The sequence below is a fragment of the Shewanella xiamenensis genome (assembly GCF_024971755.1).
GTDB lineage: Bacteria > Pseudomonadota > Gammaproteobacteria > Enterobacterales > Shewanellaceae > Shewanella > Shewanella xiamenensis.
In genome coordinates, this window is sequence record NZ_CP079718.1 from 4,039,123 (window position 1) to 4,051,858 (window position 12,736).

12 protein-coding genes are annotated in these 12,736 nt (G+C 47.3%); 2 read left to right on the forward strand and 10 right to left on the reverse strand.

The features are described from left to right. Positions 1-12: 12 nt before the first annotated feature. The 10 genes from KXJ80_RS18940 to KXJ80_RS18985 form a co-directional block, all read right to left on the reverse strand. Positions 13-819, reverse strand: coding sequence for a CsgG/HfaB family protein (locus KXJ80_RS18940; RefSeq protein WP_023269024.1), 807 nt, complete (start codon positions 817-819; stop codon positions 13-15). Continuing rightward, positions 819-1,214, reverse strand: coding sequence for a curli assembly protein CsgF (locus tag KXJ80_RS18945; RefSeq protein WP_023269023.1), 396 nt, complete (start codon positions 1,212-1,214; stop codon positions 819-821). Before KXJ80_RS18945 ends, KXJ80_RS18940 begins: the two co-directional genes overlap by 1 nt. 10 nt (positions 1,215-1,224) lie before the next feature. Then, on the reverse strand, positions 1,225-1,635 hold the full coding sequence (locus KXJ80_RS18950) for a curli production assembly/transport protein CsgE (RefSeq protein WP_037421568.1): 411 nt from the start codon (positions 1,633-1,635) through the stop codon (positions 1,225-1,227). 251 nt (positions 1,636-1,886) lie between these two features. Then, complete coding sequence (locus tag KXJ80_RS18955) at positions 1,887-3,542, reverse strand: sensor histidine kinase (RefSeq protein ID WP_218737272.1); 1,656 nt, start codon at positions 3,540-3,542, stop codon at positions 1,887-1,889. Positions 3,543-3,582: 40 nt separating this feature from the next. Then, positions 3,583-5,019, reverse strand: coding sequence for a sigma-54-dependent transcriptional regulator (locus KXJ80_RS18960; protein WP_218737273.1), 1,437 nt, complete (start codon positions 5,017-5,019; stop codon positions 3,583-3,585). Between the two features lie 97 nt (positions 5,020-5,116). Next, complete coding sequence (locus tag KXJ80_RS18965) at positions 5,117-6,316, reverse strand: ABC transporter permease (RefSeq protein WP_218737274.1); 1,200 nt, start codon at positions 6,314-6,316, stop codon at positions 5,117-5,119. 11 nt (positions 6,317-6,327) lie between these two features. Beyond that, positions 6,328-7,632, reverse strand: a complete 1,305-nt coding sequence (locus tag KXJ80_RS18970; RefSeq protein ID WP_218737275.1) for an ABC transporter permease — start codon at positions 7,630-7,632, stop codon at positions 6,328-6,330. Positions 7,633-7,640: 8 nt separating this feature from the next. Beyond that, positions 7,641-8,381, reverse strand: a complete 741-nt coding sequence (locus KXJ80_RS18975) for an ABC transporter ATP-binding protein (RefSeq protein ID WP_037421582.1) — start codon at positions 8,379-8,381, stop codon at positions 7,641-7,643. Between the two features lie 108 nt (positions 8,382-8,489). Then, the gene (locus KXJ80_RS18980) at positions 8,490-8,765 is read right to left on the reverse strand and encodes a hypothetical protein (RefSeq protein ID WP_099456898.1); all 276 of its coding nucleotides are present in this window, start codon (positions 8,763-8,765) and stop codon (positions 8,490-8,492) included. Positions 8,766-8,859: 94 nt separating this feature from the next. Next, on the reverse strand, positions 8,860-10,122 hold the full coding sequence (locus tag KXJ80_RS18985; RefSeq protein ID WP_218737276.1) for an efflux RND transporter periplasmic adaptor subunit: 1,263 nt from the start codon (positions 10,120-10,122) through the stop codon (positions 8,860-8,862). A gap of 389 nt (positions 10,123-10,511) precedes the next feature. Here KXJ80_RS18985 and pyrC point away from each other — a divergent pair, with 389 nt between their 5' ends. After that, complete coding sequence (gene pyrC, locus KXJ80_RS18990; protein ID WP_047538346.1) at positions 10,512-11,543, forward strand: dihydroorotase; 1,032 nt, start codon at positions 10,512-10,514, stop codon at positions 11,541-11,543. Between the two features lie 131 nt (positions 11,544-11,674). After that, positions 11,675-12,721: a hypothetical protein gene (locus KXJ80_RS18995; protein WP_218737278.1), complete on the forward strand. Its 1,047-nt coding sequence runs from the start codon at positions 11,675-11,677 to the stop codon at positions 12,719-12,721. Positions 12,722-12,736: the final 15 nt, after the last annotated feature.

A 12,736-nucleotide genomic window follows, 5' to 3' on the forward strand; every position in this document is an offset into this window, starting at 1 on the left:
TCGCAAAAGGAATTAGCCTTGGCTCAACTCCTGCTGTTTTTCAGCGGGCTGTGCCACTTGTGCCTGACTCCAATAGCCTTGCTTAATGCCCTTATCGATCAACTCGGCGACCGCGAGTTCGATAGCCTGCAACACGCAAAATTGCACTGGTTCGTTAGTCGTAAAACCGACTTCGGCTTCGGCCAAACGATTCAAACTGGTATAACGGAACAGGCCTGCACGCATTTCCTGTGAAAGTACCCTTTTACTTGTAGATACAGACATCATCACTTTGCCTGTGTGAACATCAACAGCACGCAGATAGATAGTGACTAAATCCTCACGGTACATTTCCGAGGCGCCGATACCATAATATTCAACCCCTGTACCGCCTGTACTGGTGTTAGTCTCGTAACTGATAATGCCGCCTTCTAATAGCAATCTCGCCGTCGATAACACGGGGATATCATCGCCCTTTGAGCCATTTTGTTTATTGCTGATTTTGCGCTCAGTTAATAAATTTTGTAGGCCTTCACGTTCAACGGGCGTAAACCATTTAGAGTCGATCAAGGTTTGCATCAGCATCGATGTCGCCCCTTGTGTGACCGCCGTGGAGAAGGAACTCACGTTAGCCTGAGGCTTATACTGGCCTGTTTGGTCGCGAAACGAATAGACAGCTACCGGAATAGGAAACTTAGGCCCAGGCTGACTCTGTAGTTCCTTCATCACCTCACTCATCGGATTAACTTGAGCAGGAGTTATATTTAAGTCAGGCTTTGGGATCAAGCTACAGGCGGACATACTCAGCAGCATAGAAGCGATAAGGATGGAACGTGCCATTAGTTTCCGCCTCCAAAAGTTGGCATTTCAATCACAGTCACTTCACCGGTTTCAATGTTAGTGATGGTCAACATCACCCCGGTACCAGTAGAAGCGACTTCGATACGAAAATCGCCCGTATCGTACACCCCATCGGTGATCTCACCATCGGCAACGCCGCGGGTGATGGAGTTAATGATGTTACGTTCCAATGATTCCTTAAAACGAGTAACAAAGTCCTTCTCAGTAGAGCTGGCTTTATTATCGTTTTGAGCCTGCGCTTTATTGAGTAAAAAGGAGCCATTCGCTGGATTGCCCCCAAAGCTTGGGTTGACGGGGGTATAGATTAATTCGGTTGCTTGGCTAGTGTGAGCTATGCAAAGCACAGCAAGAGAAAGTAACGTCCTGAATGTCATTATTGTTATCCTACAAATCGTCCGATGTTCCTGAAAAATCACCCGTAATCGCATTAGCCCTGACTTGAGCTAAGTAATCAATCGTCAACAAAATGGCCTGCTCTGCGCTCTCCTTAATCGGGTTCGCCCGACGACCAAAGTGTGTGGTGTAAATACGAGTTCCATTCACTTCTAAGGTTAAAACGGTTCCGGCCTGCGGAAACACCGTCTCATACAAGGTCACGTTAAACCCTTGAGTAAACGGCAATTCGCGCCAATAACTTGAATAGTAAAACCCAAAATCCTTACCAAAACGCGTTAAGGTTCTATCTATCACAAGCCCACTGATTTCAATATCATCATCGGCTAACGCGCCGGGAGCGCTTATAAACAAGAATGGACACAAAATACTGAACAACAACCGCTGAATTAACGATTTCACAGGTCCCTCCTTACCTACAATGCTCAAACCTTCAGATACAGCGATAGCGTAAAATGCACACTTTGCCATGTTGTGCATGTAACATTTAACGCTTATTTTTATTAAAGGAAGGTTAACAGGATTGAAGAATGCTAGTCATTAGACTGAGACCTAAATTAGCCCAAAAAGCTAAGGTAAAAACCGCAAAATAGCCCATTTGGGTAATACATTAGAATGAGCAAGAAAACTCTTGATACACTCTCAAACGCAGATTATTGCGGTAACCAGAGTTGTACTGACAGCCCACCATCGGTGCGATTATGCATACTAATGCTGCCTTCATGGGCCTCAATAATTTCGCGGCAAAGTGGTAAGCCTAAGCCAGTACCTGATTGCTTGGTTGAGTAAAAAGGCAATAGGGCTTGCTCTAACACTTCCTCGGACATGCCACTACCACGATCCTCAATCTTGATAATAAAGCCAGCGCCATCAACCAGCGTTTGAAAGCGAATGGTAAGCGTGACCTCATCGGGATCGGAACCTGATTCATGGGCATTTTTCAGCAGGTTTAGCAGAACTTGCTCCATTTGCCCTTGATCGAAATAGCCCATTTCAGCGGGTAATTCATTGGCTAAAGTAAAAGGATAATGCTGGGTTAAATGTTCGATAAGCTGCTGCCACGCGACTTGACGTCGCTGCGGTAAAGGCAGTTTAGCAAAGCGAGCATAATTGAAAATAAACTGACTCAGGTGATTCGTGCGACTCTCGATAGTGTCGAATATCAGTTTAAGCTTTGGATTATCGAGATCTTTCGTCAGTAAACGCCCCGAATTCACCATAGAAGCAATGGGCGCGACAGAATTATTTAGCTCATGGCTGATAATACGGATCACCTTCTTCCACACCGCCACTTCCTGACGATTAAGCTCTCGGGTCATCTGCTTAAGCAAGATTAAATTATGCTGTTGGTTATTCAGCAAAAATTGGCCGCGACTCAGATACCAAGTCTCAGTATCATCCTCACCCATAGTAAATAAGCCGCTCTTTTCCTGCTTAAGCGCCAAGGCAAGCGCTTCGGGTAAGTCTTGCAGCAACTCGTCGAGGCTCAAGCCTTCCATTTTGCCTTTGATATTGAAAAGATGTCGCGCCGCATCGTTGGCATACATGAGTTTTTGATGGTCGTTAAACAGCAGCATCACGTTAGGTGAGCTTTGAATCACTTTATCCAGCAGCAATTCGCGCTGATAAATATACTGCCGCTCCTGGCGCAGCTTAGCTGCCGAATCATTAAATAGCTCAGCCAATGCCTTAAGCTGGCCCTCACCATTTGCCGGAATGCTGACGCTAAAGTCATTGTCGTTAAAGTTGAGTAAGCCAACCTCTAAGGCATTGAGGCTACGAGCTAAATGGCGGGTAAACCAAGCCACACCTAAGGCGCAAATACCACAGGTAAACAATAATATGAATAACCATTCGGTGATTGGTAGCCCTTGATCTGTCCCTTGCGCTAACGTCAACTTAGGCAGTGAGATAGGTTCTGCTGGTGGGGCCGTGGGCGGCACATCAGGATGGGCAGAAGGGCTAAAAAGCCCCTCTTTAAGCTGCTCGAGTTTAAAAAGCTTAATTTGCAATTGTTCTTGCTTGAGCTGCTCTAACTTTTGCAGCTCATGCTTAATCTGCTCGGCCCTTAAACGCTCCTGTAATGGCAACGTTTGTTGTAATTTCTCGTTATTTTTAATTGCCGCTTCGACGTTTTCTTGAAGCTTATCTACATCGATGGGCGGTATATTAATTGCGGGGAGCTTGATGGGAGCTGGCACTTCAACTGACGAGATAGACGGGCGATAGCTCACAGCACCTAAGGTCAATAGCACTCCTAAGGCGCAACAAACAGTTGAATAAATGATTAATCTTGTTCGCAGTTGCACCTAAAACTCCACCTAAGACTCAATGTTTATAGAGCTATGACTATTTTTCTAGACCAAACTTATCCATGCGGCGATACAGGGCTTGCCTACTTAGGCCAAGGGATTTGGCTACTCGCGCAATCACGCCCTTGTGCTGTCTTAAGGCCATTTCAATCTGCTCACGGCTAACATCCATAGTGTCGCTGGAATCCAGTTGAGCAGACACGTCTTGATTAGCAACTTTTATCTGTGATTCAATCGGGGTAACTTCGGTTATGGTTCGCCCAAACGTCATCGTATTTATCGTGTGAGTGTTGTTAACATTGACTGGCGGTAAACCAAAATCAACTTCGGTTAACACTCGACTTTGCGCCAATAGCGCCGCACGTTTACAGGCATTTTCTAGCTCGCGCACATTACCCGGCCAACGATGCTGTAATAGCGCCTGTTGGGCGGGTTTACTCAAATTAAAACCCTCACCGACAAAATGTTTCACTAAGGGCAAAATATCGTCAATACGCTGATTCAGTGGCGGTAAGGCCAATTCAATCACATTTAAGCGATAGAATAAGTCCTCACGGAAACGTCCCTCGGCAATATCTTGGGCAAGATCGGCATTGGTCGCACTGATCACCCTCACCTTCACTTTTAGGGTTTTATGGCTGCCTAAACGTTCAAACTCCCCGGTTTGTAATACCCGCAATAATTTCACTTGGCCCGAGAGCGGTAAATTACCTATTTCATCTAAAAACAAAGTGCCGCCATCGGCCGCTTCAAAGCGACCAATGCGCGCCTTGTTAGCCCCCGTAAACGCCCCCGCCTCGGCACCAAAGAGTTCGGCTTCGAGCAACTCCATTGGCAAAGCCCCCACATTCACCTTAATAAAGGGTTTGTTTTTTAAGGGAGAATTGGCATGGATAATATCGGCAAGCTTATCTTTACCGGCACCGTTAGGCCCTGTGATCAATACAGATACATCGGAGCGTGCCAGTTGTAAGGCTAAGTCAATACAACGCTGCATCGCACCACTACCAAAAACAATCCCGCACAGATCCGCATCGGCAATCGCGACTTGGCGTTGTGAATTAACTCGCTCGAGCCGATGATTTGTACGTGCAAGCTTATAGAGAGCAATTAAATTCGTAATGCTGTTTAGTAACTTAGCATCATCCCACGGTTTGCCCATGTAATCAGCGGCGCCGGCTTTAACCAACTCAACAGCGGTTTCGAGCTGAGTCCAAGCCGTCATTAAAATGATCGGCAAATCCGGCTGCCTATCACGCAATGCATAAAACAACTGCCGCCCTTCTTCCCCAGAGGTGGTATCGCGGGTGAAGTTCATATCTTGGATAACAAGATCAATATCATGGGTCGCGATCAGACCAAGGGCATCATCTGGTGTATGGCAAGTTAACACCTGATAACCATTGATCTCCAGCATTAAGCCTAAGGCCTGGCAGATGGCGTGGTTATCGTCGACAATCAGAATTGTGTCCATGTGGCAAAGTATGTCCCGAGTAAAACTATTAACCTTAAAGTAACAAAAAGTGCAATAACATCCTACTGTTATCGCACTTTATGCCGCTCAGCTTATGTTACACAGTACGCGTCGCTGTCGCCGGAGATATCTTGGCAGCTTTACGTGCAGGTAAGTACACCGCAAGGGTGGTCACCACAAATAATCCAACAACGGTGAATAATGGATAGGAAAGCGCCAGCATAGGTAAGCTATACAGGCTCATCAATTGCTGGCCTAACTGAATCGCTAACAGCACACCCAAAGTGCCACCTAACAGACATAGCAGATAGTTTTCCACTAGGAAGTAGCTGATAATATCGCGCTTTTTAGCACCTAACGCACGGCGAGTGCCAATCTGCTTAGTGCGACGCTGGATATTGAACATCACCATCCCTGTCACCCCAAGTGAGGTAATCAACAACAGCAATACCACCATCATGGTCAGTACGGTTGCCATTAATTCATGGTCACGATATGCCTCGATACGGCGCTCGCTCATGGTTGTAAAGCCTTCGACTACCCGGCTAGGATATTCTTTATGCAGGGCTTCGGGGATGACCTCTTTTAAGCGCTCAATATCAGCTGGCTTAGCTCTTACTAAATAACGTTTATAGTCAGCGGGATAATTCACCGACAATACGGAACTAAACTCAAGGTTACTATTATCAACCCATGCCGTTTGTAAGCGCTCCAGCACTCCAATCACCACAAAGTGCTGTGTGCCCATATATACGCTCTTGCCAAGCGCTGATTCATTCGGCCACACCTTATCGACAAAGGCTTTAGTGACTATCATCTTGCCCCCATCTTCCAGCAACTCTGTGGTGATTTCCTGGGGATAGAAGTTACGTCCCTCGACTAACTTCAGCCCTAAGGAGTCGATAAAATGCTCATCACTCATATACATGCCGGTATTGGGCGTAGATTTAGCGCGCTCCTCAGGCCCCAGCGTAAAGTTACTCGACCAACCACCACCGCTAAGGGGAGCCATTGAGGTGGGCGCAACATCAATCACCCCAGGAATAGCCCGCAGGAGTTCCAAATCCCGTTTATCCTGCGCAACTAAATCTGTCGATTTATCAAAATGATAAATACTGAAATCGAAGACTTCACTTTCAACAATTCCCGACTCACGGGCCATTAAATTCAGGCGCTCGGCGATAATAAAGCTAGCATTTGCCACGATAGCCACAGATAAAATGATCTGTAACAACAGTAACAAGGGGCCGCTTTTACTGCGTAATAAACTGCTTAAAATAGGTTTGATATGTAACATATTGCCCCCGATTATTGGCTCTTGAGATAAACACTTGGGTTAGTGGTACACACACGCCACGCAGGATAAATACCCGCCACAATCGCTGCAAAAATGGCAATAACAGGCGCAATGAGCCACATGCTGGCATCGAGATGAGTAATCGAAGCCTCAAGTTGAAACTTCTTTGTGAGCAACGCAAGTGAGCCCCAGGCCCAAGCCAAGCCGAGTAAACCGCCGAATAATCCCATCAAAGACACTTCCACCATATGCTGGGCAAAGATCTGCCCTTGGCTAGCGCCGATGGCGCGGCGCACGCCAATTTCGGGAGCTCGACGTAAAAACTTCGACAGCAACAGACCTAACATATTGACTAAACAGACAATCAAGAAGAGTACACTGAGGCCCACCAGCACCTTGTTATCCTCTGGCACCACTTTATTAATGGCTAACCATTGGTCAACATCGGACAACTGCACATCGGCCTTAGGTGAGCCAAAGCGGCCTAATTTCTTTTGTTGTTCAATATATTGGCGTACCCACTGACGGTACTCTGCCACTTGCTCAGGCGTATCCAGTTGCACCCAAAACTGCGTCCAATGCTTTTCGGAGGTTAAACGCTGTGCATAGTTGTTGATGCTTTCATAGTTCCAGCCGTTGGTATTCCCCCAACTACCATATTCCTCAATCGGCGCTAAGCTGTAGGGCACAAACAAGGTATCCACATTGCCAAAAGCGCCATTGTTAAGATCGTAATAGTTTGGACTCGGCGCCCAAGGCTTGAGCACTCCAACCACTTGATAGGGCTTAGCGTTGAAATAAATCGTCTTGCCGACACTATTTTGGCCCGCAAACAGCGTCTTATTCAGCTCATCGGTGAGAACCACTTCGTAGCGAGCATCTTTATCGACGCTGTCATCCCATGCCTGACCGTATTGAAACTCAAGTCCAAACAGTGGGAAAAAGTCGTTATTGGTCACCCTAACCCGAGATTGCAGTACAGGTAAAAAAGCCGGATCTTCGGTTTGCACCGCGCCACCAGTGCGAAACATGGGGGTTTGCAGGCTCGGAATATCACTCTTAAGTAAGTTCATCCCGTCTTGATAGGTGATCTGTTGATCGAAGCGATCCCAAGCATCTGGACCTTGGCTCCACAGCTGTACCGCAAACAATTGGCTGGACTTCTCCCCCGCAGGGTTAGTGGACATCATTTTGTAAATGTTAAGAGTGGTAATCGTGATGCCTATGCCGATGGAAATCGCCATGATCATCAATGCCGACAACATGGGCGTTTTTTTAATGCTACGCCAAGCTAAATCTAAGTAATAGAAGAACATAACCGCTCCTAGCCTTGGGCGTTAGCAACCAGTTTATCGACACTGCCGTGGCTTGCACTGCGGGCCACATTGGGTTGATACATGGTAAAGTCGCAGACTTGTCCATCGACAATTTGAATATTGCGCTGGGCACGGCGAGCCAGTTCAGGATCGTGGGTCACCATGATGATGGTGGTGCCAGATTGGTTAATATTCTCTAATAATTCCATCACTTGGCGGGCCATTAAGCTGTCGAGGTTACCCGTGGGTTCGTCGGCGAGCAGAAAACGGGGTTCCCCCGCTAAAGCACGGGCAATCGCTACCCTTTGCTGTTGACCGCCGGATAATTGAGTCGGCAAATGCTTCATCCGCGCACCTAAGCCCACTTGCTCTAATGCTTGCTCCACACGGCGTTTACGCTCCTTGGCACTAAAACCACGGTAGCGCAGCGGTACTTCAATGTTTTCCGCGAGGTTAAGATCGGGGATTAAGTTAAAGCCTTGGAAGATAAAGCCAATCTTCTCATTGCGTACGGCGGCACTCTTGTTATCACTGAGGTTGGAGACATTAATCCCATCTAAAAAATAATCCCCATGGGTGAAGCCTTCGAGCAAGCCAGCAATATTTAAGAAGGTGGTTTTGCCTGAACCCGAAGGGCCTGTGACCGCCACAAACTCGCCCTCGTTTACCTCAAGGTTGAAATCCCGCAGTGCGTGGGTTTCTACTAAGTCCGTTTTAAAAACTTTACTGATATTCTTCATTGATAACATTTTAATTTCCTTAATTAATTTTTATCTTTGCGCGTAAACGGCTAATAAAACGCGCGGGACTTCAATGTAACTTGAGCATGTAGAAGACAAAGCAGATAAAGCTACTTATCAGCCCACAAAAGCACCCATAATGAACTCACTCAACTTACCGAACAGCCCATTTAGGCAAGAGAATATCAAGCTCACACTTTCCATCGAGACATCACCAATCTGGCGCACTTCGTCTAAGGGATTGGTCCATTCCAAAATATTTAAGCCAAGGAAAAACCAACTATTAGCCTCTCCAATCCCCAGCTCTACCGCCACAACTAACAGGGCCAAAGCGAATACGCCAAACAGCTTGGAGGACATCAACACACTGATATCAACATTTTTATGACTCATTATTGGCTCCTATTTACTTATCGCCGCAGTATTTTTAACCATGGCAATTTCCAATCCATCAACTTGATTAATAAGTTTTTTCAACCAAATAACATCAATGCATCTTAACCTGTTCGGCATGATTGAAGGGCTCAACACTCGAGATCACCCATTCGTCACCCGCTTTACCGCCTTCAATCACTTCCACCTGGCTCATACTGGTGCTACCCAGTTTAATCTGGCGGCGGGTAGCGATATCGCCTTCGACTTGATAAGCCTCCTCCCCGCCACCGCTGGTCATAAAGGCACCACGTTTGACCATCAACACATTTTCCCGATGTTCGAGTAGCACTCGGGCAGAAATGCGTTGGTTTTGGCGCAGCTTAAGGCTTTCGCTCTGGGCAAATTGCACTCTTGCGGTCACTTCACGGTTACGCACTTCGGGAGAAATCGAGGATAACTTGCCCATGAGTTTGACTTCGCCAAAGCTCAGCTCAACCTCCATGCCAAGTCCAAGTTCATCGGCGTAAGACTCTGGCACCGCAAGCTCGGCCTCATAGGCACTTAAATCGACCACAGTCAGAATCGGTTGATTGGCACTCAAACGCGTTTTTTGCTCTGTCAGCCAGTTGCCAATAATGCCGCCAACCGGCGCTTTAATATTTAAGGCTTCAACTTGGCGCTCTAATTCACCTACCGCTAACTGCTGGCGTTCAACTTCAAGCGCTTTATTCTTTACTTCAAAGGTCAAGGTATCCTTAGTTAATGCAGCATCTTGCAACGCATGCTCAAATTTCAGTTTGGCTTTATGCAGATCATCTTTGCCCTTTTCATAGTCAATCTGCCCAATCAGCTGACTTTGAATAAGCTGCTCACCACGGCGACGTTCACGCTCGGCCGCCTCGAGATCGACCTTGGCCATATCTAAGGTTTGGTTGACTTGTAATTGGTTGCGTCTGGCGTCCAGCTTGGCACGCTCAAGGGCGCCCTCCAAACCCGCTAATAAGGATTTCGCCTGTTCTAATTGATTGGTCAGTCTTGGACTATCTAGCTTGGCTACCACATCGCCTTTATTAACTGTATCGCCAGGATTGCTCAGTAGCGTCACTGCCCCTTCTTCAGTGCTGTAGAGGATCGGTGCATTGGCCGCGACGATTTTACCTGTAGTCGCGATATCCCGAGTCAGCGTACCTACATATAAAGTCGCAGTGGTTAACTCACTACGGCTAATGGATTTGCTCACATTATCGCTACTGAAACTGGCCCACACTAAGGCGCTCACTAATAAGGTGCAGCCGCCAATAATCAAGGGCACCTTGAGACGTTTAGCGTTTGATGGCGCAAGGAGAGTATCTTGGCCGCTGGTATCTTTAATCATGGCGTTTCTCGCTTCCCTGTCGGAGGGCTGGATATGCCCATCGCTACGGACACTATTAAAAATCGATATCCAGTAATAGCAACGCCTATGCCAATTCCATTAAAGCATTTATTTTCATTGTGTTAGATAAGATTCAAGATAAAAGTGTCCGCGGACACCACAGTTGAGAACTAAAAGTGTCCGTCTAAATTTCGCAAAAGTGTCCGCTCGATATGAGAAAAGGCGGCTTGTAGGTGTACGGTACTCAGCAAAGAACAAGCTGGCAGTCGCTCAACATGCGCTAACACTTTTATTCGCCAAATGACGGAGTTTCCCTTTACAGCTAAAACCTTGCCACATAAGATCCTGCCACCCTCGCAGCAGACATATCCAATAAGATGAATCGCCCTATGAAAACACTCACTATTACGCGTCCTGACGACTGGCATATTCACCTAAGAGATGGCGCCCAATTAACAGATACGGTTCGCGATATCAGCCGCTATATGGGCCGCGCTATCGTCATGCCTAACCTGGTTCCTCCCGCCATCGATACCGAAACCGCCTTGGCTTATTACGATCGTATCAAGGCGCAAGTGCCCGCAGGCTCGCAATTCGAACCCTTAATGGTGTTGTATCTCACCGACAAAACCAGCCCAGAGGAAATCCGTAAAGCTAAAGCCTCGGGCAAAATCGTTGCCGCTAAGCTCTATCCCGCGGGCGCGACCACCAACTCGGATTCTGGCGTCACCGATTTGAAGAACATCTACCCCGCCCTCGAAGCGATGCAAGAAGTGGGCATGTTGTTCCTCGTGCATGGTGAAGTGACTGATTCATCGATTGATATTTTCGACCGCGAGCGCGTGTTTATTGAGAATATCCTCAGCAAGATCGTGGCCGATTTCCCGAAGCTTAAAATCGTTCTCGAGCATATCACCACTAAGGATGCGGTCGATTTTGTCACTCAAGCCTCTGACAACGTGGCCGCCACAATCACCGCGCACCATTTACTTTATAACCGCAACCATATGTTGGCTGGCGGTATTCGTCCGCACTTCTATTGCCTGCCGATTTTAAAGCGCAATACCCACCAGCAAGCGCTGTTAGGCGCCGCAGCCAGTGGCAATAAAAAGTTCTTCCTCGGTACCGACTCGGCGCCACACGCAAAAGATCGTAAAGAAGCCGCCTGTGGCTGCGCGGGTTCTTATACTGCCCATGCCGCCATTGAGCTGTACGCCGAAGCCTTTGAATCAGTCAATGCACTGGATAAATTAGAAGCCTTTGCCAGCTTCAATGGCCCAGATTTTTACAATCTGCCGCGCAACAGCGATACCATCACCCTAGTGAAAAAATCTTGGGATGTGCCAGTCAGTTACCCACTTGGCGACAACAATGTCGTGCCTATCCGCGCTGGTGAACAAATTGATTGGCAGGTTGAATAAACAGGCCTTTTGATGCGATAAACGGTGAGCCTAACGTTTATCGAGCTCGAAACCGTTAAGAGTCGCCTTAGGGCGACTTTTTTATAACCAACACGTAATACCATAATCTATTATCTTTTAAGAGAAAAAGTATGTATACACGGAAGTTACTAACGCTATTGTCCTCAAGCCTATTACTTACCACTACACTGCCACTCAGCACGTTTGCCGCCAATGAACTCACAGGCGTTTGGCAGGGACAACTGGGTAAAAGCAAGATCAGAGTCTGCTTTAACCAATATGGCACCGGCAGTTATTACTATCAAAAATACCTCACCCCAATTCGACTCGAGCTGCAAGACGGCATCTGGAAAGAAGAAAACAACACCGGAAACTGGCAGTTTGATACCGCAACACCACAAACACTGAGTGGCCAGTGGTTTAAAGACAGCGCCAGCAAGTCACTGCCAATACAACTTGAGCGGCAAATCAGCCCGGATAATCAGGATGACTGCAGCGCCGATGCCTACAATCTGCCGCTTGAAACCAAACCTTCACTGAGCCGCGGAAAATGGCAACGCTTTCAGACTATTGAATACCGTCCGCTGACCTTTGGCACTGATGTTGGTATCGAATTTAACGGCCCACAAAAAGGCATTTCGGCAATTAATCACTGGCTTGAGAGAAAGCTCACCGGTGATGCGCAGCTGGCACAAACCTTTGAGACTCGCCGCAGAATGTTGGCTCAAATGGGCAGCTTTGTGACTGACGAAACCTTTGCAGAACCCATTTTCCTTAATCAGCATTGGCTTACTGTGCGCTTGTATCGCTGGGCAGCGGGTTATGGTGCCAATGGGATCAGCCAAGAGTTTGTTAGCTTCTCCCTCGCCGATGGCAAACCTTTCCATCCGTGGCAGTGGTTTATCGAAAATGAACAGCCTCAAGCGATGCCTGAGAGTATGAGTTTTCCGTTACCACAAGCACTTAAGCAAAAGCTGTTTGCCGATATTCCGCCAAGCGCAGAATGCCCCACCTCCGACGGCTCTGGCTATTATCAACTGACTCTTGAGGCAACTGGAATGAAGTTTTGGGAAATGCCCCGTGGTGACGGCTGCGAGCAGGAGTTTACCTTAACCCCTCAAGAAGCCATGCCCTTTGCCACTCAATGGGGTAAAACACAACTTAAACTATTGGAATAAATTACGTATTACAAA